We start from the raw sequence: 20,620 nt of genomic DNA, 5'->3' as shown, positions 1-20,620 counted from the left end.
CCCCTCAGCTGTTCCGCGCCGAGGTGTAGACGAGGGTGAAGCCGCTGTTGACCGGCGTGCCCGACGAGTCGAAGCAGGCGACCCAGATGGTGGCGTCGTCGGGGAAGCTGTGGTCGTTCAACTGCATGATGCCGCAGTGGTTGCCGTAGGCGGTGGAGGTGACGTGCATGGTGCTGTTGATGTAGCCGTTGGCGAAGTGCGCCTTGTACCTGCCGGTGGCGAGCCTTTCCAACGTCATGGGGGCGTTGCCGGAGGCCCATCGGGTGGTGATCGTGGGTGCGGCGGCGGTAGGCGAGTCTTCGCTGATCAGGTAGTCGCCGACCGGCTTGCGCGGGTCGTCCAGCATGTTCTGCTCGACGGCGAAACCCGCGGTGAACATCGAGTCCGCCGCCGCACCACCGGGAGCGGTGCAGGCGATGTCGGCGAACTGCCCGCGTCGACCCGTCACGGCGCAGTGGCGCGGTTGCGAGCCGACGGCCGTCACCTCGACCGCGCCACCCGCCGAGCCGGGCAGGTCCGCGGTGTAGCGGCCGACGCCCGTCCTGGTGACGGCACCCGCGCTGACGCCGTGCAGCCAGTCCGGGGTGAACGTCGCCGAGGACGGTTGGTCGTCGAACACGAACCCCCGCGTGCCCGACGCGGACCCCGCCACGTAGCGCACGAAGAACGCCACGTCGGTCGGCAGGCCGTCGCGGTCGAAGCACGCCACGTCGATGACCTCGTCGACACCGTCCTGGTGCCAGCCGGAGGGTTGGCAGAACACACCGGGCACGTAACCGCGCCGGGCCGCCCACGCGCCGAAGTAGTCCTGGACGGTCACCTTCACGCTGCCGCCGGGCGCGCCGACACCGGGCAGCCGCACCCGCTCCGTCCCGACCCCGGTGTGCGTCGCGGTCGCGGAACGGCTCGGCGGGTAGGGGATCATCCACGGGCCGTAGGTCCAGTTGGCCTCGCTGTTGTCCGGCACGTTCGGTGCCGACAGCACGTGGGTGGTGCCGATGGGACGCTCGTCGTACCAGACGCGGGCGAACCCCCACGTGGCCCGCACGGTCGGGTGCAGGGGCGTCCCGGTGCGCGATTCCTCCGTGGTGGTCGGCTCGACCTCGGCCGATGTCGCGTCCACCGGGGGTTGGCCGGGAGCCGAGCCGGTCGTGGTCGGCGCCCGTCCGCCCGGGGTCGCTGTCGTCGTCCCGGCACGCTCGGAGGAGGTCGTCGTGGGCGGGGACCCGCTCGACCACGCCGGCGGCGGCCCGCCCGCGGTGGCGCCGGGCGCGGTCGCCGTGGCCACGTCGTGGTTGCCGGAGGCCGTCATGGTGGCCACCAGGAGACCCACCGCCGCCACCGAGGCCACCCCGCGGACGATCCCCGGGTTGTCCTGCGCCAACCGGACGAGGGCGATCCCGGTGGGACTGCTGGTCAGGGCGCTCACGCAGACGTCCCGCACCGCCTTGGCGCCGGCGGTCGCCGTGGAGACCGCCACACCGCCCGCGTCGGCGACCCGCCCCACCAGTGCGTCCACAATGGACAGCGGACGCCGGGAGGCGATGTGCTGGACTTCGGCGTTCACCTCGCGCACGCGTGCCGCGAGGTGCTCGTCCCCGTCGTCGTCCAGGCTCGCGGCGGCGATGAGCAGCTCGGCGGCCTGCCGCACCTGGTCGTCGTGGAGCCTGAGCAACGCCAGCGTGTACCGGAACGACTTCTCGTCGAGCACCGACCCCGCCGAGACGGCGGCTCGCAACCCCAGGGTGAGCACGAGCGCCAGCGCGCCCCAGTGCCAGGACCGGGCGAGCGCGAGCGACGCCGCGCGGGCCAAGGCCAAGGCGTCGTCGTTGCGCTTCTCGTCCAGGCTCCACGCCAGGGCTCGCGCGACGACGGCGACGTTCCCCGCGACGGCGTCCGGGCGTGCGTGCGCCACCCAGTCCGTGATGCGCTCCACCAGCACCGCCGGCTCTCCGGTGAGCGGGACCGGACCGGCGATGTCCGCCGTCACGTGGTACCGGTCGTCGTCCCGGCGCGCCAAGCGCTTCGCCACCAACGCTTCCGCTTGCCGACCGCCCGGGGACCCGCTCACCGCGGCGAGCAGGTCCCCGCCCCACTCGACGTCACCCAGGGCGACCAGCGCGCGCAACACGGCCTTGGCGTCGAGCGACAGCGAGTCCACCACGATGGGCACGACCTGCGGCAGGCTCTCGACCTCCGCCGCTTCCTCGGGCACCACCCCGAGCGTGCGGGCGATGTCGCGCAGCACGGCTCGGGCCAGCACGCTCCCCGGGTTGCCCGCGCAGTCGGTCCAGTCGCTCTCGACGGTCGAGGCGTCGGGTGGTCCGCCGAGCTCTTCACCGACGATCGCGAGCACGTCGTCCAGCGGCAACCCGGCCAGGACGCGCTGCCTGCCCAACCGCCACAGGTCCTCGCGCCGGGTCGCCACCACGACCACACTGCCGGGCATCGACGACACCACTTGGCGCGCGTGGTCCAACGGCACGTTCAGACCGTCGAGGACGACAAGCGCCCGGACGTCGCGGAGCAGTCGGCGGGCGAGGCGGGGCGGAAGCACCGCCTGCTCGGGAACTTCGTAGCATTCGCGCACCAACGCCCGCACGACGTCGTCGGCGTTCGTGAACGAAGCCACCTCGCGCCACAGCACTCGCAGGCCGTCGAAGGCCAGCGCGCCGGTGCTCGCCGCGTGCTGGAGCAGCAGGGTCTTCCCGACACCCGCCGGCCCGGCCAGGACGACGTTCCGCCCGGCGGCCACGGTGTCCCGGAGGAACGCCAGGTCCTCCACGCGGCCCCGCAACGGCGGGCGCGACGTGAACGAGACGCTCTCCGGCAGTTCGATCCGGGCGAAGTCGCGCGCGAGCAACTCCCGCTGTTCGGCCAACCGGCGATCGACGACCACGTGCACGTTCACGTCGCGCCCGGCCTGCACGACCTGCGCGTTGCCGGATGCCACGGCGGTGAACTCGTGCACCGAGGGCGCGTCGGTGACGCGACGCCGGATCCTCATGGCCGTCAATGGTGCTCGTCCGGAGCGCGGCGATGTCCGCAATGGTGCGGGGCCGAATGGCGCAGAGTCGTGACAACTCCGCATTTCACCCGCCTGGGCGATCTCCGTCGGTGCTGCCGGCGCGGTTCGGTTGCCGACGAGGTGGCCCCACCACCGCCCGCAGTCCATTGTAGAAGGTCGACACGGCCTGCCGCACCGGCTCGACCACCGTCCGCCGCACCCACCGCGCACCCGCCCGCACGGCGTGGCCGACCGGCGTGAGGACCTTGCGGTAGACGAACCGAGCCGGCCTGACGACCAGCCACCGCCACAGCGGCAACGCCACCCGCTCCACCGCCCACACAACGGCATCCCACAGCACGCGCCCGACGACCCCGACGATCTTCACGGCCCACCGGAACACCCACCGCAGCGCATGCCCGACCGGCGTGAGGAGCCGGCGGTAGGCGAACCGCACAGGCGCGACCACCAGCCACCGCCACAGCGGCACCACGACCCGCACGACGGCGTCCCACAACCCCCGCGCGACGAACGCGATGATCCGCCCGGTCCACCGGAAGAACCACTCCACCGCGGCCGTGACGGGCGCGTCGATCCACATGAGGAACCGCCCGACCTGCCTCGCCACCCACCACAAGCCGCGGCCCACCTGGAGCAGCACCCACCCCAGGGGCCGCAGCACAGCCCGGTGCACCAGTCGCGCCACCCACTCGACACCCCGCCCCAGCGGCACGAGCCCCCACCGCCACAGCAACCGCGCCACCCACGCGGCACCTCGCCCCAAGGGCACGAGCACCCAGCGCCGCAGGAACCGCGCCACCGCGGCACCGGACTCCCACACCCACCGCAGGGCAGCAGCCACCGGCCGCAGCACGAGAACCTCCACCCACGCCCGGACGAAGGTCACCGGCACCACGACCACCACGGCCACAGCCCGAGCAACCCACACCACCCACCGCGGCGGCTGCGGCTCCGTCATGTCCCCCCCTCGCGCCGAGCACCCGCCGCCAGGATATCCGTGCAGCGTGCGGCGACATCGACGCGCGAACAACGACCCCCGCTCCTCCAGCCGGTCACCGGCCAGGCAGCGCGAAGCGGTGTGCGCGGGGGCAGAGACGCGCTATGGTTGATTTTGATAATCATTGTCATTCGGATACCGCCGGGGGAAGTCATGGCAGCTCCAACGGACATCGCCGCACGCCGAACCGTGCTGAACCTCGTCTTCGGCTCGATGTCGGCGCAGGTCGTCGCCGCGTGCGTCAAGCTCGGCGTCGCCGACGCCCTGGACGGCGGCGAGCGCACGGTCGAACAGGTGGCCGGCGCGTGCGGAACCCCCACCGACACCACGCACCGACTGCTGCGCGCCGCCACGGCCATCGGACTGGCGGTCGAGCCCGGACCCGGGCGGTTCGCGGTCACCGAGGCGGGGGCACTGCTGCGGTCGACGGGGGCGGGGTCGTTGAGCGCCTTCGCGCGGGTGTTCACCGATCCGGTGATGCTGACGGCGTGGCACCGGCTGGACGAGGCCGTGCGCACCGGGCGCACCACGTTCGAGCAGGCGTTCGGCGTGGAGTTCTTCGACCACCTCAAGACCGAGCCGGAGCTGGCCGCCGCGTTCAACGCCGCCATGAGCCAGGGCACCCACGTGGCCGCCGCGGTGTTGCCGGGCGCCTACGACTTCGGCCGGTTCACGACGGTCGCGGACGTCGGCGGCGGTGACGGCACGTTGCTCGCCGCGATCCTCGGCCGGCACGAGAACCTGCGCGGGGTGCTGTTCGACACCGCCGAAGGTTCCGCCCAGGCGGCGGACGTGCTCGCCACGGCGGGCCTCGCCGACCGCTGCGAGATCCGGGCGGGGGACTTCTTCGAGTCCGCACCCGGCGGGGTGGACGCGATGGTGCTCAAGAGCGTCCTGCACGACTGGGACGACGAGCGGGCCACGACGATCCTGCGCAACTGCCGGGAGGCGCTGCCCGACGGCGGTCGGCTGCTCGTGGTCGAACCGGTCCTGCCGGAGGCGGTGGCGGACGCCGTCACGCCCGTGATGTACCTCAGCGACCTGAACATGCTGGTCAACCTCGGCGGACAGGAGCGGACCCGGGAGGAGTTCGAGGCTCTGGCACGCGGCGCCGGGTTCGCCGTCGCGGACGTCGTCCCGTTGCCCCCGTCCGGGTTCTGCCTCGTCGAGGCCGTCGCGGCCTGAGCCCCCGACACGGTACTAGTTGAATACGGTTATCGTTTGCACTATGTCCTCACCCACGCGCGTTCCCGTCACGGTGCTGTCCGGCTTCCTCGGCGCGGGCAAGACCACCCTGCTCAACCACGTCCTGGCCAACCGCGAGGGCCGCCGGGTGGCGGTGGTGGTCAACGACATGAGCGAGGTCAACATCGACGCCTCGCTGGTCTCCGGCCGGGGCGGTGAGCGGCTGGTCGAGCTGACCAACGGCTGCATCTGCTGCACCCTGCGCGAAGACCTGCTGGACAGCGTGGGCGAACTGGCGCGCGACGGCCGCTTCGACACCATCCTCGTCGAGTCCACCGGCATCTCCGAGCCGATGCCCGTCGCGGCGACCTTCGAGTGGACGTTCGAGGACGGCACCAGCCTGTCCGACCACGCCCGCCTGGACACGATGGTGACCGTCGTGGACGCCTCGACCTTCCTGCCCGAGATCGAGCGCGGCGACCGGCTCGACCAGCGGGGCCTGGAAGCGGCCGAGGACGACGAGCGCGGCATCTCCGACCTGCTGGTGGACCAGGTCGAGTTCGCCGACGTCCTGGTGCTCAACAAGACCGACCTGGCCACGCCCGACCAGCTGGCCACCACCGAAGCCCTGCTGCGCAAGCTCAACCCCACCGCCCGGCTGGTCCGCGCCCGACGCGGGGTCGTCGACCTGTCCGAGGTGCTCGACACCGGCCGCTACGACCCGGTCACCGCCGCCACCGCACCCGGCTGGGCGCAGGAGCTGGCGGGCTCCCACACCCCCGAGACCGAGGAGTACGGCATCCGCTCGGTCACCTACCGCGCCGACCGGCCCTTCCACCCCGCGCGCCTGGTGGCCGCGCTGGCGGAGTGGGAGGGTGTGGTGCGCAGCAAGGGTTTCTGCCACATCGCCAGCCGCCCGCACACCCTCGCGGTGTGGTCGCAGGCCGGGCCGAACATGACCATCGAACCGGGCGAGCTGCTCGACGGGCACACGGCCAAGCAGGAACTGGTGTTCATCGGCATCGACCTCGACCCCGACGAACCCCGCCGCCGCCTGGACCCGGCACTGCTCACCGACGCCGAACTGGCCGGCGGCCCCACCGCATGGCGACTCCTGGACGACCCGCTACCGCAGTGGGACGACGTCGAGCCACACGACCACAACCACGACCTCCCACTCCCCCGACCGGTGCCGGAACGCTGACCGGCGTCTGAACGCTGAAGGGTGCCGGAACGCTGACCGGCACCGCAGCGCTGACCGGCACCGCAGCGCTGACCGGCGTGCGGGGCGTCGCCCATCCGCGCCCGAGCGGCGCTCACCCGCGCCGGACCAGGTCGCGCACCGCCTCGGACCACGTCCCGTGACGGAAGGTGAAACCGGCGGCCGGCAAGCGGCCCGGCACCACGCGGCGGCTCTTGAGCAGCAGCTCCGTGTCCGAGCGGATCGCCCACGCGCCCACCTCGGCCATCCACCGGGTCGCGGGCAGCCCGAAGGGCACCCGGCACGCGGCGCGCAGCTCGCGCATGAACTCCCGCTGCGGCAACGGTTCCGGCGCCGCCAGGTTCACCGGGCCGGACAGGTCGTTGACCAGCAGGAACTCCACCGCCCGCACGAAGTCCTCCTCGTGCAGCCACGACACGTACTGCGCCCCGCCCGCCACGGGACCACCCAGTCCCAGCCGGGCCAGGCCCCGCAGCACCGTGAACGCCCCGCCGGGCTCGGTGCTCATCACGATCGCCGTGCGCAGCGCCACCTTCCGCGTGGCCGGCGTGTCGGCCCGCGCCTGGGCGGCCTCCCAGTTCCGGGCGATGTCCACGCTGTAGGCCCAGTACGCGGGCACGTCCGGCTCGTCGCCGCCGATCACTCCGGTCGCCTCGTCGTTGGGCGCGTCGAAGCGGTGGGCGTAGATCGTCGCCGTGCTCATCTGCAGCCACACCTGCGGGGGCCGGGCGGCGGCGGCGATCGCCTCGCCGACGACGCGCGCCGAGTCCACGCGGGAGGCCATCATCTCGCGCAGGTTCTCCGGCGTGTACCGGCAGCTGACGCTGCGGCCGGCGAGGTTGATCACGGCGTCCGCGCCGTCGACCTCGCCCGCCCACTCCCCCAACGTGCGCCCGTCCCACCGCACCCCGCCACTGCGCCCGATGACGACGACCTCGTGCCCTGCCCCGGTCAACGCACGGGCCAGGAAGCGGCCGATGTGCCCGGTGCCCCCGGGAATGACGATCTTCACGTGTCCCCCTCGGTTGTGAACGAGTTTTGAACGCGTTCAAAACTCAGTGTACGCCCCCACAACCTTGGACAACCCCTTACCGTCTGTTGTCACTTTCCTGGCCTGTCCCTGGTCGACGTACCTCCAAAGTGGATGGTGTCCCCCGAACAGGACCAAGGAGTTTGACGATGAGCAACAGGTTGCGTGTCCGGGTCACGGTGGCGGCCGGTGCGGTCCTCGCGGTGACCGCACTCGCCGGGTGCGGCAGCGGGACCGCCGCGGCGGGCGGCACCAGCGGCACGGCGGCGAGCGGCACCAGCGGCACGGCGGCGAGCGGCACCAGCGGCACGGCGGCGAGCAGCTCGGCAACCGCGGCGAGCGGCGCCCAGGCGCAGCCCACCGCCCAGGAGGTCCAAGCGCTGTTCGGCGAGTGGAACCGCGCGCTCGCGACGCTCGACCCGGGCAAGGTCGCCGAGCGCTACACCGCCGACGCCGTCCTGCTGCCGACCGTGTCGAACAAGGTGCGCACCGGCCACGCGGAGATCGCCGACTACTTCGAGCACTTCCTCCAGGGCAAGCCGCAGGGGCAGATCCTCGACTCGCGCGTCTGGATCCTCGGCCCCGACACCGCCCTGGACGCCGGCACCTACCGGTTCACCACGGACTCGGGCACGGTCGACGCCCGCTACACCTTCGTCTACGAGCGGGCGAACGGCACGTGGCTGATCAAGCACCACCACTCGTCCGCGATGCCCGAGAAGAAGTGACCCCGGCCGTGCCCGTGGCCCGAGCCGAGGGCTACGGGCACGCCCGCAACACCACCCGCGGACCCGAGGGCTACGGGCACGCCCGCAACACCACCCGCGGACCCGAGGGCTACGGGCACGCCCGCAGCACCACCCGCACCAGCAGCCCGCCGGTCTCGGCCGTGTCCAGGCCCACGGAACCGCCGTCGTCGGACACCAACTGCTTGACGATCGCCAGCCCCAGCCCCGTCCCCGACCGGCCGGTCAGACCGGGACCGCGCCAGAACCGGTCGAACGCGCGGGACTGGTCCGCGGGCGGCATCCCCGGCCCCTGGTCGACCACCTCGACCACCCCCTTGTCCCCCTCGCGGAACGTCCGCACGACGATCACGCCGTCGTCCGGCGACACCTCCACCGCGTTGGACAGCACGTTGTCCAGCACCTGCTCCAGGTGCCCGGGACCGGCCAGCACCCGCAGCGACGGGTCTGCCGCCTCGTGCCGCAGCGCCACGCCCCGCTCGTCGGCGGCGGCCCGCCACGCGCCGAACCGGTCCGACACCACGTCCGCCACCTTCACCGGCTCGGCCGCCGCCACCGCCGACTCGGCCCGCGCCAGCGTCAGCAGCCCGTCGACCAGCCGGCTCATCCGCACCACCTCGGCGGTGGCGTGGTCGACGTCCTCGCGCACGTCCGGGTCGTCCACGCTGTCGGCGACGTTGTCCAGCGACAGCCGCAACGCGGTCAGGGGCGTGCGCAGTTGGTGCGACGCGTCGCCGATGAACGCGCGCTGCGAGCCGAGCAGGGTGCCGATCGTCTCCGTCGCCGTGTTGAGCGTGCCCGCCAGGGTGCGGGTCTCCGGCGGTCCGGTCTCCGCCGCCCGCGCGGTCAGGTCGCCGTCGCGCAACCGGCTCGCCATGCGGTTGAGCTCCCGCAGCGGGCGCGTCAGCCGCCGCGCCAACCACACGCCCAGCAGCGCCGCCACCACCAGCACCGCGACCGCCAGCCCGGCCCGGAAACCCCAGATCTGCCACAGCCGCTGGGTGATCGGCGCCGACGGGTAGGCGATCCGCACCGCGCCGACGACCCGGCCGTCCGCCGACTCGGCGGGCACCGCCAGGACCAGGCCGTCCGCGCCCAGGGCGGGCACGTGGTCCCAGCCCAGGAACTCCCGCCCCGCCAAGGCGTGCGCGAACGCCGGGTCGTCCGGGTCGGCGGGCGGCGGCAGCGGCGCGACCGCGGTCCGCCGCGCCGACAGCACGTCCAGCCGGCCCGGCGTCTCGTCCTGGTACGCCTCCGCGAGCCGGGCCAACGCCTGCCGGGACGGGGCGTCGTCGGTGGCCAGCAGCAGCGCGGCGGTGCGCGCCTCGCGGCGGGCGGCGCTCTCGGCGTCGCCGTAGACCTGACCGGTCAGGGTGAAGGCGACCGGCACCGTGAACGCGGCGAGGGCCACGGCCACCAGCAGCACGTAGCTCGCGACGAGCTGCCGGATCACGTCAGCACCAACCGGAACCCGACCCCGCGCACGGTCTCCACCGCGGCGGCCTCACCGAGCTTGCGGCGCAGCGCGCCCACGTGCACGTCCAGCGTCTTGGTGGGCCCGAACCAGTTCGCGTCCCACACCGCCTCCATGATCTGCTCGCGGGTGAACGCCGCACCGGGCGCCTCGGCGAGGAAGGCCAGCAGGTCGTACTCCTTGGGGGTCAGCGCCACCTCGACGCCGTCCACGAACACCCGCCGCGCCCGCCGGTCCAGCGCCACCCGCTCCGACCGGACCGGCTCCGGCTGCGCCAACGCCGGCCGCACCCGCCGCAGCACCGCCCGCACCCGCGCGATGACCTCCCGCACGCCGAACGGCTTGGTCACGTAGTCGTCCGCGCCGATCTCCAACCCGACGACCCGGTCGACCTCGTCGGCCCGCGCGCTGATCACGATGATCGGCACGTCCGACCGCGCCCGCAGCTCGCGGCACACGTCGAGCCCGTCCATGTCCGGCAGCCCGAGGTCGACCAGCACCACGTCCACGGCCTCGGCCGCCAGCGCCGCACCCCCGGTGCGCACCCACACGACCTCGAACCCGTACCGCCCCAGCCCGCGCATCAGCGACTCGGCGATGGGCTCGTCGTCCTCGACCAGCAGCACCCGCATGGCCCGATGATTCCATCGAGGACTCCGCGCACCGCTGTCGCGCGGGGGTTCGTCACGGTCGCGCCGGCTCGGCCGTCCGGGGTGCGCCGCGTGGCAGGTGGGCGTCCGAACCGGTGCGGGTGGTGCCGCGGAGGTCGTCGAGCCGGCGTCGCACCCGCTCGGCCTCCTCGTCGCGGCCCTGGTCGCGGTACAGCCGCAGTGCCTCCCGCCACACCTCGTGGGCCCGGTCGTGTCGTCCGAGGGCGGAATGGGGGTGGCCCACGCTGTCCAGGGCGTCGGCGACCTGGTAGGTGTCGCCGTGGGTGCGGTACACGGCGAGGGCTTGGTGGTAGTGCTCGACCGACTGCCGGTGGTCGCCGGTGCGGTGGGCGATCGACCCCAGGATGGCCAGGGCGTCCGCCTCGCCCACGGGGTCGTGGTGGCGTCGGAACAGGGTGAGGGCGGCGCGGCAGTGGTCGCGGGCGGTGTCGAGGTCGCCGAGGGACGCGGCGAGCCTGGCCACCTGGTTGAGCGCGTCGGCTTCCCACACCGGCCGGTCGAGGGTGCGGTAGAGGTCCAGGGAGTGTCGGGCGTACTCCAGGGCCTTCCGGTCGTCCCTCCGCTTCCAGGCGACCGTGAGCGCCCGGTAGGTGTGGGCCTGTTCGGCGGGGTCGTGGTGGCGCACGGCCAGGGTGAGGGACCGGTCCAGGTGGCCGATGGCCTCGTCGTGCCCGCCCAGCCGGGAGTACGCGCGGCCGACCAGCCGGTGGGCGCGGCTGCGGGCGGTGGGGTCGGGCAGGTGGGCGGCGGCGTCCAGCGCGGCCCGCCACGCGGTGAGCGCGTCGCGCCGGTGCCCCCGCCGGAAGTGGAAGGTGTCCAGGGCGCGGGCGAGGTGCCAGACGACGTGGTGGCGGCCGAGGGCGACCGCCGCGCGCTGCGTGGCCAGGAGGGTGGCGTGCTCGGCCTCCAGCCACGCGATCGCGGCGGCGGCGTCGGGCAGCGGGTGCGGGTGGACGCCGGGTGCGGGCGGGCCGGGGTGCAGGAGTTCGCGGTGGGGTTCCAGGAGGCGGTCGGCGGCGAACGCGGTGTGCAGGTGGAAGTCCGCCACCCGCACCAGCGCCGCCTCCCGCACGCCGTCGGGCAGGGCGTGGGCGGTGGTGGCGGCGTAGTCGCGGACCAGGTCGTGCATCGCGTACCGGCCGCCCGGCAGGCGTTCCAGCAGGGACGCCTCCTCCAGCGCCGACAGCGCCCGGCGCGCGCGGGCCGCCGGCAGGCCGGTCAGGGCGGCCACGGCGGGCGGGGTGGTGTCGGGGCCGGGGGCGATCCCGAGCAGCCCGAACACCGTGCGCTGCTCGTCGGTGAGCCGGCGCAGCGACCAGGACAGCACGACGGGCAGGCTCGCGGCGGGGTCGGTGTCGTGGTCGAGCATCTCCAGCCCCAGCTCGCGCAGCTCGGCGGCGATCTCGGCCAGCGGGACGGCGGGGCGGGTGGCGGCGTCCCGGGCGGTGATCGACAAGGCCAGCGGGTAGCCACCGCACAGCTCGACCAGCTCGTCGACGGCGTCGGGTTCGGCGGCGACGCGGTCGGCGCCCAGGCGCGCGGCGAGCAGGGCGCGGGCCTCGGCGTGGTCCAGGACGTCCAACTGCAGGTGGCGGGCGCCGTGCCGGTCGATCAGGGAGGCGAGCCTGCGGCGGCTGGTGACCAGCACGGTGCAGGTCGGACTGCCCGGCAGCAGCGGGACGACCTGCTCGGCGGTGGCGGCGTTGTCCAGCACCACGAGCATCCGCCGCCCCGCGACCAGGCTGCGGTACAGCGCGGCCCTGGCGTCCAGGTCGGCGGGGATGCGGTCGGGGGCGACGCCCAGCGCGGTGAGGAACCCGAACAACGCGGCGTCCGCGGCGACGGGCTGCTCGGTGGGGGCGAACCCGCGCAGGTCGGTGAACAGGTGCCCGTCGGGGAACCGGTCGAGGTGCCGGTGCGCCCAGGCCAGGGCCAGCCAGGTCTTGCCGACCCCGCCCGCCCCGCCGATCGCCGAGATCACCACCGTGGCGGCCCCCGGTGCCCCCGCGCCGGTCCCAGGTGCCCCCGCGCCAGTCTCCAGTGCTCCCGCGCCGCTCCCAGGTGCTCCCGCGCCGGTCTCCGGTGCTCCCGCGCCGCTCCCAGGTGCCCCCGCGCCCGTCGCCGAGGGCTGCGGGCCGGCCGCAGACGTCCCCGTGCCGGCCCCCGGTGTCCCCGTACTGGTCGCCGAGGGCCGCGGGTCGGTTCCCGGCGCGGCGGTCGAGGCCCGGTCCAGGCGGGCCAGTTCGGCGGCGCGGCCGGTGAACCACCGCGGCGGCGCGGGCAGCTGCCGGGGCACCGGCTCCGCCGCCGTCGCCGGTGTCCCGCCGCCGATCGCGGGCGGGGTCGGGGCCAGGGCGGGGTCGGTGTCGAGGATGCGCCTGTGCAGGTCCCGCAACGCGGTGCCGGGGTCCGTGCCCAGTTCCTCGACCAGCTGTTCCCGCAGGTGCCGGTAGTGGGCCAGGGCGTCCGCGGTGCGCCCGGCGCGGTGCAGCGCCAGCATGTACCGGCCGGCCACGCGCTCGTCCAGCGGGTGCCGCGCGGCCCACGCCGACAGCTGGGCCACCAGCTCCTCGCCCTGGCCGTCGCTCAACCGGGCGTCGACCAGGTCGAGCTCGGCGGCCCACCGTTCCTGCTGCCACCGGTCGCGCTCGCCTTCCGCCCACAACCCGCTCACGCCGGTCAACGGCTCGCCGCGCCACAACGCCAACGCCTCGACCAACGGCGCCACCCGGCGCGCGTCGTCGTCCGCGCGGCGGGCGCGGTCGCGCAGGGCGCGGAACCGGAGCAGGTCCACCGCCCGGTCCGCCTGGTCCAGCTCCAGCGTGTAGCCACCGGAACGGTGGACGACGGTCAGCGCACCGGCGAAAGCGCCCCGCAACCGCGAGATGTGGCTGTGCAGCGTCGCCCGTCCCCGCCGGGGTGTGTCCGCACCCCAGACCCGCTCGACCAGGCGATCCGCCGGCACGAGCCGACCCGCGTCCACCGCCAGCGCCGCCAGCACGCACCGCTGCCGGGCGGGCCCGAGCCGCACCGGCTGCCCGTCGACGTGCGCGGTCACCTCGCCCAGCAGAGCGATCTCCACCGCCACGCCCGCCTCCCCCGGCACCACATCTCCCCGGCGACAGGAATAGCGCAGTTACCAGGGCGATGCAGAACGTTGGCAAGCGGTTCACACGAACGGCCGCTCACACTTCAGACCTGAGGTGGCCCGGGGGATTCGTCCAGGGGGCGGGCCACCTCAGCTGACAACCGGGTTCCGGCCGGGCCGATCGGGGCGCCGCACGCGTTGCTCGCCCTGGCCGTGCGGGGTCCGGGACGGCCGAGGTCGTCCCGGACCCACCGCCATCAGTACTTCGTGTAGCTGACCGAGTCGTACCGGGCGGTCAACGTCGTACCGGGGTAGACGAAGGGGCCGAGCCAGTCGTCGACGCCGATGCCGGGCCAGAGGTTGGCCATGATGCGCTGCGGGCGGGTCGGCAGCGGGCCGCGCGACCCGTTCTCCTGGTGGACCAGGCGGCCGTCGACGAACCAGTTGATCGTGCCCCTGTTCCACCACTCGATGGCGTAGGTGTGGAAGCCGGCAGAGGCGTCGAACCCGAGGTTGATGATCGTCTCGTGCCCGCCGACGCCGTTGGTGAAGTAGTTGGTCTGCATCTGGTAGGTGTTCTTGCCGAGGATCTCGACGTCGATCTCGTCCCAGGGCTGGTTGTCGCTCGGCCCGGTGTAGGTGAAGAACGACGTCACCGTGCCGGCGCGTTTGACGGCCATCATCCGCACCTCGAACCGGCCGTACGAGTACAGGTCGTTGGAGCGGAACTCGCCGGAGGCGTAGGGCTTGCCGGAACAGCCGCCGGGGCACGTGGCCTTGTCCAGGTTGATGCCCGTGACACCGCCGCTGTTCCAGACGTGGTCCGCGCGCCAGCCGACGTTGAACATGCTGCCGTTGCTCCAGCCGTCGGCCTTGTGCCAGCGGCTGGTGTCGAACGAGTTGAACTGGTCGACGAAGCTGCCACCGATGGCGGCGTGGGCGGCGGGTGAGAGCTGGACGGCGGCGAGGACCGTTGTCGCGGTGAGGACGAGCGCTCGGATCAGGCGTTTCATGGGCTGCTCCGGTTTCTGGAGGCGACTGACGGCGGCGGTACGCCGGGGACGTTGTTGCGGGCGCAATATGGGAGCGCTCTCACATTTGTGATCGGCGGTCCGCGCTGTCAACCCGGGACCGAGCGATCGACATCGTCTCGTAATGTGGCGGACACTTCGCGTGAACGAGCACGGCGCCGACGAACCCGACCGCCACAGCGGCGATCGTCTGTCCGAGCCGCCGGAAGGGGGTCGTGGCCCCGGCTGCCACGCCGCCGTGCCTCAGCGAGCGGCTCTCATGCACGCATCGGCGCGGTAGTTCAGGAAGGTGCCCTTCGGGTCTTCGTAACTGCTCCACGGCGCGCCGTCCGCCCGCGGCCCGAGCAGGCGGAACTGCTCGACCACCTCGTCGTACCGGCCCAGCTCGAACAGGGCCAGGACGGCGAAGCCGCGGTCCTCGCGCACGGCCCGGGTGTCGGGGGCGTCGGCGAGCCGCACGAGCACGGCCTCCAACGCCTGCCGCGCCGACGCGGTCCGCCACGCCCCGGGTTCCTCGTCCTCCAGTTCGAACGCCGCGTGCAGCGGCAAGGCGACCAGCTCCGGAGACGTCGCCGCGGCCTTTTCGGCGAAGTCGAGCATCAACCCGTGGGACCCGCACCACTCCTCGCGCCAGTACTGCAACGCGTCGAGGTGCGCACGCCGGTGCGACGGTGCCCGTGCGGTCAGCTCCGCCCACACCTCCTGGAACCGCGAGTGCGCGAACCCGAGGCCGCGGGCGAGCGCGGTGAGCGTCCACCACGGCGTCGGGTCGTCCGGCAGCGCTCCGGTGGCCGCCCACGCCGCCCGCTGCGCCTTCACCAGCACACGCTGGAAACCCTTGACGTGCGCGGCTTCCAGGCCCTCACCCCGGATCGCCCACGCCAGCTTCAACCACGCGTGGGCGTCCACGACCGCCAGGTGCGGGTCCTCGGGGCGGGCGGCTCGCCACGCGGTCAGCCAGCGGTCGTCGTGCGCGCCCTCGGTGGCCAGCACGTCCACGACCTCGGCGCGGTGGTCCCAGTCGCCGAAGGTGGAGGCGAGGAGCGTCGCGGCGGGCCGCCACTGGCCCGACCTGGCCGCGCCGGCGGCCTCGTGCAGCGCGGGGTCGTCCGCGGGCAGCCAACGCTCCCGGACCTGCCCGTCCGGCACGAGTCCCCAGCGGGCGGGGTCGGCGTTGCGTCTCGGGTCCAGCACCAGGTCCTCCGTCAGTCCGCGACCGGGTGGCGGTCCGGCGCGATGCCGACCACGCGCCGAAGCCCCGCCGTGTCGGGGTGGTCCTCGCAGGCCGCTTCGACGTGCGGGGCGAGGTCGGGGCACTCGCGACCGGCGTCCCGGCAGGCGAGTTCGGCCAGGGCGGCCAGTTCCCCGATCACGAACCCCCGGCCGTACTCGCGCACGACCCGCGGCGCCCGCGTCCCGTTGCCGGGCACCAGGTCCGCCGGGAGCAGGTCGGCGAGCCGACCGCGGTCGAGCAGGTCGAGCACCGTGCCGAGCGTGGCCTCTCGCTCGCCGGACGCGCGGCGCGCCGCGGTGAGCAGCCGGCTCGACCCGGCGACCAGGTGGGCTCGCGCCAGCAGGTGGTCCAGGTCCACGCACTCGACCGGGGTCTTGAACCCGAGTTCGTCGGTCAGGACGGTCGACAGCGACGAGTCCACGACCCGGGACGGGTCGTCCAGCAGGTCGATCGCCGGCGCGGAGCCCCCGCCGCCCGGTGCGGCCAGCGCTTCGACGGCGGCGATCCGCTCGGCCATCGGCGGGTGCCGGTCAAACGGTCCGGCCACCGGCGGCGCGGGCTCGACGTCGGGTCGTTCGACCGTCCACCAGCGGGTGAAGCCGACCAGCACGTTGCGCGGCAGGTACCCGGCCGACCCGGCGGCGTGGAGCCGCTCCTCCAGGAACGTCGCCCACGCCGCGTGCACGAACGGCACCGCGCGCAGGGCGCTCGCCGCCGCACGCGATCCGGCGATCCGCGCTGCCACGGCGTCGGCGGCGAGCTCCTGCCGGCGGGAGACCCGGCCGGACACGGTGAGGTACAGGTTCGCGTACGCGGCGATCACCTCGGCCACCGCGGCGCGGTACCCGGTGCCGCCCGACAGTCCGGCCAGGATGCGCACGAGGGCCGCTCGGCCCGAGTGGACGAGCCCGCCCAGCCGGGCGTCGTGGTTGCCGAAGTGGCCGAGTTCGTGCGCGAGGACGGCGGTCAGCTCGTCGTCGGTCAAGCAGGCGAACAGCGGGAAGCCGACGACCATGACCCGGCGGCGCACCACGAGCCCGAACAGGCGCGTCCGCTCCACCACGCCCGCGTTGGCCCCGGGCACGACGCGGATCTCGTCCGGCGGCCGGGTCCCGACCTCCGCGGCGAGCATGCGCACGCGGTCCCACAGCCGCGGCTGGTCCTGCGGCGTCACAACGGTGCCGCCGAACTGGTCCCCCGGTGTCGCACCGACCGAGAACAGGGTGACGAGCACGCCAAGGACGATGGGCGCGAACACCGCGTTCGTCCACACGAACGCGATGAACCGACCGTCCTGCACCAGCAGCACGTCGACGACGACCAGCGCAGCCACCAGCAGCAGCGCGAGAAGGTGGATCCCCACCAGCATCGCCACCGCGATCGCGGCGCGCGCCGACAACCGCATGAACGCCCCTCCCCCACTCCGACCGTGCCCCCTTCGGACCGGTGGGGCGTCAACCGCGCCGCGCGTCACGGTACAGCGACCGGGTGGCGGAGATCGCCGGTTCGGCCGATTCCCCCGGTGAACGAGACCGTCCGCCGTCAGCGCGGCTCGCGCACCCAGCCGTGTTCCAGCAGGCTCGCGGCCAATCCACCTCGGACTCCCTGCGGCGCAAGGGGTTCGTGGACTGTTGCGCTGTCCGGCCGACACCGCCGCAGGTGCGCGGAGGCTACCGTTGATCGATCCAGTACCACTTCAGGACATACTCGCAACGGAGCGATCATGCCCGACTTACGCGCGTCGCTGGCCGTGTTGGCGCTCGCGACAGCCTTGCCACTGGCCGCCACTCCCGCGGCGGTCGCGTCCGCCACGCACGTCATCGCCGAACTGCCGGGTGTCGCGGGTCTGCCGGACACCCTCGGCTACCACCCCACCGGGGTCAACGACCTCGGCCAGATCGTCGGCAGCGCCCAGGGTGACGGGGTGACGCGCGCGGTGCTGTGGGCGCCGCGCGGTGGGGCGACCGATCTCGGTCCCGGGCTGGCCGGCGCGATCAACCAGAGCGGCAAGGTGCTCGGCTTGACCTCTGATGGCGTGCCGGACACGCAGAAGCCGTGGGTGTGGTTCGCGGGTCAGCGGACGGCCATCACCCCGCCGGGAGCCGCGTGGGCGCTGGCGCAGGTGATCAACGACGACGGCAGCGTGCCGATGTCGTACGCCACCTCGTCCCGGGGCCCGCAGCACGCCACCGTGTGGGACGGCGAGCGGCACGTGGAGCTGCCGGTGGCCGGGGATCACGTGTCGGCGTACGCCATCAACAACGCCGGTGTCGTCGCGGCCGCCTACGCCTCCGCATCCTTCCAGCAGTTCGGCGCACTCCGCTGCACCGGCGGCACGTGCACGGAACTGCCCCCGGGTCCGGGCTACGGCACGTACGACCCGGAGGCGGTCAACGAGTCCGGTGTGATCGTCGCCAACCGGGGCATGGTGGCGCTGCGCTGGGACGGCGACGAGCTGACCGTCCTGTCGGAACGGGGCCGGCTCGCCCACGGCGAGCAGTCGCTCAACGAACGCGGCGACGCGGTCGGCTGGGTGCTGGACAACGGCATGTCCCGCGCGGTGCTGTGGCCCGCCGGCGGCAAGCAGGTCGACCTCGGCGTGCCCGGCAACTCCGTGGCGACCGCGATCAACGAGCGCGGCGACATCGTCGGGCACACCTCGACGCCGGACTACTCGTCGACCCGCGTGTTCCTCTGGCGCGACGGGCAGCTCACCTACCTCGACTCGCTGGGCGGCGCCTACAGCACACCGGTCGCGCTGAACAACCACGGCGTCGTGGTCGGTCGCAGCACCACCGCCGACGGCACCTGGAAGGGCGTCCGCTGGACCCCGGTCGCCACGACCCCGTCCCGCTGACCCCCGCCGGCCGCCCGGACGCTCGTGGTCCAGGACCGACCCGCGGTCCGGGCGGCGCCGGCGCATCGGGGGCCAATGCCCTCACCGCTGCCCGTCCGCACGTTGCCGACTCTTCCGGTCCGCCGTCAACGTGTGGCTCATGGACCGCGATCACGCTCCCGCCGCTCGTCCCGAGCCGAGACCCGTGGTTCGCCGGTCGCCCACCGCCATCTCGGCCTTCGCCCGACTGCTGGCACTGCAACGCGTCGCCGGCAACCAGATCGCACGGCTGGTGGTGCAACGTGATCCTCCGCTGCTCCTGCCGGCCCCGTCCCCGTTGCGCGACGTGGCCCGCATGCCGCTGTTCCACGACGTGGCACCGTGGCTCGAACGCATCGAACGCCGGCTGGCCGAGGCCGGCCGGGCGGACCTCGGCGCGGTCGTGCTCGACGTGGCCCGGCTGGAGGAACGCGGTCGCGTGCGCGGCCTCGCCGACTGGGCCCGCGCCCACCGGGGCCGGCAGCCCGCCCAGGTCGTGGACGCCGTGCTGGAACTGGTGGAGGTCCGGCGACGGGCGCCCCTGGCGCGTGCCGGGTTCGTCCTCGACTTCGGGCAGGACGCCGCGAGCCGGAGTTACTCCAGCGACATCAGCATCGGTCGCCGGGGCAGCACCGCGATGACGGTCGAGGTCTACCACGAGCGCCGCGCGATCCTCGCCGCCGCCGTGCTGGAGGCGGGTGTCATGCACGCGGCGGTGACCGTCGGCCCGACCCGACCCGCGGCGGGCACGCTCCCCCGCACCCGGCGCGAGGCCACGGTGGTCGTCACGTGGCCACCGCCCGCCGGCAGCGGCCCGCGCGTCGTGCGGCCCGACGGCCGGTGGGTCGTGACCAACCCGGCGACCGGTCAGGCCGTCAACTCGGGTGACCTGGCGGTCGACCTGCAACGGCTGCTGCAACGCCAAACCCTCGACCAGGGCCTCGGTCGACCCGACTTCCTCACCGCCGTCAACGTGGTCGACCAACGCGGTGAGCTGGTCATCCGGCTGGTGAACGGCGACGCGCGGTCCGGGACCCCGCGGTGGCGGGTCGCCACCCAGCCTCCCCTGGCCGGACCGCTCCCCCCGGCCCGGCCACCCCGGGGCGGGGGCTCGGGGTCGCCGCCCCCGGCTCCGACCGGTCCCACCCGTCCGCCGACACCCGCACCCACCGGCGGTGCGGAGAGCGGGTCCGCCGAACCACCGCGCCGAACAACCGCCCCGCAGACACCACGGCGAACGGCCGCGCCCGAACCACGACGGCCCACGAGCATCCCCGAACCCCCGCGGCGGGCGGCCGTACCCGAACCCCACGCCGGGGCGACGCCCAGGACCCCCTCCGAGGGCGGGGTGGCGCCCGCCCTGCGCGTGGCGGTCACGGGCATGGCGATCCAGCTCGCCGGCAGCATCGCCGCCTCACTCGTCGAGGGGTACGTCGTGCGCACCACCACGAGCGCGCTCGCCCGCGCCGCGCTCCACGTGCCACCGCGCACCACCGGCGCCGCGCTGCTCGGCCACCTCGGCAACGGCCCCGACCACACCGCGCTCGACCTGGTCCGCAGCGACCTCGCCGGGTACGCCCGGGACCTCGCCCGCACCCAGGTCGAGCTCACCGGGCAAGTCCTCCGGTTCGCCGCCGCGCTGCGCGCGGAGCCCGACGTCACCCAGCGCCGGCGCGCGATCAACGACCTCCGCTTCGACTACGCCGGACGCCGGTCGCGCTCGGCGGTCGCCCTGGCCAACGTGGCGCGGGCGTTGGCCCTGGCGCCACAACTGCGCCGGCAGCAGGAGTCCGCCGAGCAACTGGCCCGGTACGTGGACTCCTCGGCCGGCCGGACTGCGATGTTCTACGGCAGCGGCGTCGACGTGGACCGGATCGAGCAGATCTCCGGGAACCTGCACGGCGCCGCCCGTGCCTTCCGCCAGACCCGCGAGGACCTGGAGCGCCTGCACACCCTGCTCCAGGAGGTGAACCGGTCCGACGCCGCGATGGAGAGCCGCCTGGAGCAAGCCGCAGTGGACGGTCGCTTGTAGACGCCCG

General features: G+C 73.9%; 14 protein-coding genes. 5 read left to right on the top strand and 9 right to left on the bottom strand.

From position 1 onward, the window contains the following. Positions 1-4 precede the first annotated feature (4 nt). Positions 5-3,007: a hypothetical protein gene (locus DFJ66_RS40690; RefSeq protein WP_121229975.1), complete on the bottom strand. Its 3,003-nt coding sequence runs from the start codon at positions 3,005-3,007 to the stop codon at positions 5-7. An 85-nt stretch (positions 3,008-3,092) separates the two neighbouring features. Beyond that, positions 3,093-3,986, bottom strand: a complete 894-nt coding sequence (locus DFJ66_RS40685) for a hypothetical protein (protein WP_147459531.1) — start codon at positions 3,984-3,986, stop codon at positions 3,093-3,095. A 192-nt stretch (positions 3,987-4,178) separates the two neighbouring features. Here DFJ66_RS40685 and DFJ66_RS40680 point away from each other — a divergent pair, with 192 nt between their 5' ends. Both DFJ66_RS40680 and DFJ66_RS40675 read left to right on the top strand, forming a co-directional pair. Further along, the gene (locus tag DFJ66_RS40680) at positions 4,179-5,210 is read left to right on the top strand and encodes a methyltransferase (RefSeq protein WP_121229970.1); all 1,032 of its coding nucleotides are present in this window, start codon (positions 4,179-4,181) and stop codon (positions 5,208-5,210) included. A 43-nt stretch (positions 5,211-5,253) separates the two neighbouring features. Further along, positions 5,254-6,414 carry a GTP-binding protein gene (locus tag DFJ66_RS40675; protein WP_121229968.1) on the top strand — a complete coding sequence of 387 codons (1,161 nt, stop codon included), beginning with the start codon at positions 5,254-5,256 and terminating at the stop codon, positions 6,412-6,414. 112 nt (positions 6,415-6,526) lie between these two features. On the opposite strand, the gene DFJ66_RS40670 is transcribed toward DFJ66_RS40675, so the two are convergent. Continuing rightward, entirely contained in the window at positions 6,527-7,444 is a 918-nt protein-coding gene (locus tag DFJ66_RS40670) for an epimerase (protein WP_121229966.1), read from the bottom strand. Positions 7,445-7,611: 167 nt separating this feature from the next. Here DFJ66_RS40670 and DFJ66_RS40665 point away from each other — a divergent pair, with 167 nt between their 5' ends. Then, positions 7,612-8,190 (top strand): SgcJ/EcaC family oxidoreductase, encoded by a 579-nt coding sequence (locus tag DFJ66_RS40665; protein ID WP_121229964.1) that lies wholly within the window; start codon positions 7,612-7,614, stop codon positions 8,188-8,190. Between the two features lie 109 nt (positions 8,191-8,299). Here DFJ66_RS40665 and DFJ66_RS40660 read toward each other — a convergent pair whose 3' ends face one another. The 6 genes from DFJ66_RS40660 to DFJ66_RS40635 form a co-directional block, all read right to left on the bottom strand. Next, positions 8,300-9,661: a sensor histidine kinase gene (locus tag DFJ66_RS40660; RefSeq protein WP_121229962.1), complete on the bottom strand. Its 1,362-nt coding sequence runs from the start codon at positions 9,659-9,661 to the stop codon at positions 8,300-8,302. After that, on the bottom strand, positions 9,658-10,314 hold the full coding sequence (locus DFJ66_RS40655) for a response regulator transcription factor (RefSeq protein WP_121229960.1): 657 nt from the start codon (positions 10,312-10,314) through the stop codon (positions 9,658-9,660). The genes DFJ66_RS40660 and DFJ66_RS40655 overlap by 4 nt, the downstream gene beginning before the upstream one ends. Before the next feature lie 52 nt (positions 10,315-10,366). Further along, positions 10,367-13,441 (bottom strand): AfsR/SARP family transcriptional regulator, encoded by a 3,075-nt coding sequence (locus DFJ66_RS40650; protein ID WP_246030125.1) that lies wholly within the window; start codon positions 13,439-13,441, stop codon positions 10,367-10,369. Between the two features lie 257 nt (positions 13,442-13,698). Further along, positions 13,699-14,454: a beta-glucanase gene (gene bglS / locus DFJ66_RS40645; protein WP_121229958.1), complete on the bottom strand. Its 756-nt coding sequence runs from the start codon at positions 14,452-14,454 to the stop codon at positions 13,699-13,701. A 261-nt stretch (positions 14,455-14,715) separates the two neighbouring features. Then, complete coding sequence (locus tag DFJ66_RS40640) at positions 14,716-15,666, bottom strand: DUF4034 domain-containing protein (RefSeq protein WP_121229956.1); 951 nt, start codon at positions 15,664-15,666, stop codon at positions 14,716-14,718. An 11-nt stretch (positions 15,667-15,677) separates the two neighbouring features. Continuing rightward, positions 15,678-17,111 (bottom strand): M48 family metallopeptidase, encoded by a 1,434-nt coding sequence (locus DFJ66_RS40635; protein WP_121229954.1) that lies wholly within the window; start codon positions 17,109-17,111, stop codon positions 15,678-15,680. Positions 17,112-17,429: 318 nt separating this feature from the next. Between DFJ66_RS40635 and DFJ66_RS40630 the strand changes: the two genes are divergently transcribed. Together DFJ66_RS40630 and DFJ66_RS40625 are read left to right on the top strand one after the other, a co-directional pair. After that, the gene (locus tag DFJ66_RS40630) at positions 17,430-18,563 is read left to right on the top strand and encodes a hypothetical protein (protein ID WP_121229952.1); all 1,134 of its coding nucleotides are present in this window, start codon (positions 17,430-17,432) and stop codon (positions 18,561-18,563) included. A gap of 139 nt (positions 18,564-18,702) precedes the next feature. Next, positions 18,703-20,613, top strand: a complete 1,911-nt coding sequence (locus tag DFJ66_RS40625) for a hypothetical protein (RefSeq protein WP_147459530.1) — start codon at positions 18,703-18,705, stop codon at positions 20,611-20,613. Positions 20,614-20,620 lie beyond the last annotated feature (7 nt).

Origin of the sequence: Saccharothrix variisporea (genome assembly GCF_003634995.1) — a bacterium.
GTDB classification, from domain to species: Bacteria; Actinomycetota; Actinomycetes; order Mycobacteriales; family Pseudonocardiaceae; genus Actinosynnema; species Actinosynnema variisporeum.
Note: the sequence above shows the minus strand (reverse complement) of the source record. Positions and strands in the feature narration are given on the sequence as shown.

What these genes read in the sequence shown, in the direction of transcription:
- DFJ66_RS40690 (WP_121229975.1), bottom strand. Translation starts at nt 3,007, where the DNA reads ATGAGGATCCGGCGTCGCGTCACCGACGCGCCCTCGGTGCACGAGTTC.
- DFJ66_RS40685 (WP_147459531.1), bottom strand. Translation starts at nt 3,986, where the DNA reads ATGACGGAGCCGCAGCCGCCGCGGTGGGTGGTGTGGGTTGCTCGGGCT.
- DFJ66_RS40680 (WP_121229970.1), top strand. Translation starts at nt 4,179, where the DNA reads ATGGCAGCTCCAACGGACATCGCCGCACGCCGAACCGTGCTGAACCTC.
- DFJ66_RS40675 (WP_121229968.1), top strand. Translation starts at nt 5,254, where the DNA reads ATGTCCTCACCCACGCGCGTTCCCGTCACGGTGCTGTCCGGCTTCCTC.
- DFJ66_RS40665 (WP_121229964.1), top strand. Translation starts at nt 7,612, where the DNA reads ATGAGCAACAGGTTGCGTGTCCGGGTCACGGTGGCGGCCGGTGCGGTC.
- DFJ66_RS40655 (WP_121229960.1), bottom strand. Translation starts at nt 10,314, where the DNA reads ATGCGGGTGCTGCTGGTCGAGGACGACGAGCCCATCGCCGAGTCGCTG.
- bglS (WP_121229958.1), bottom strand. Translation starts at nt 14,454, where the DNA reads ATGAAACGCCTGATCCGAGCGCTCGTCCTCACCGCGACAACGGTCCTC.
- DFJ66_RS40635 (WP_121229954.1), bottom strand. Translation starts at nt 17,111, where the DNA reads ATGCGGTTGTCGGCGCGCGCCGCGATCGCGGTGGCGATGCTGGTGGGG.
- DFJ66_RS40630 (WP_121229952.1), top strand. Translation starts at nt 17,430, where the DNA reads ATGCCCGACTTACGCGCGTCGCTGGCCGTGTTGGCGCTCGCGACAGCC.
- DFJ66_RS40625 (WP_147459530.1), top strand. Translation starts at nt 18,703, where the DNA reads ATGGACCGCGATCACGCTCCCGCCGCTCGTCCCGAGCCGAGACCCGTG.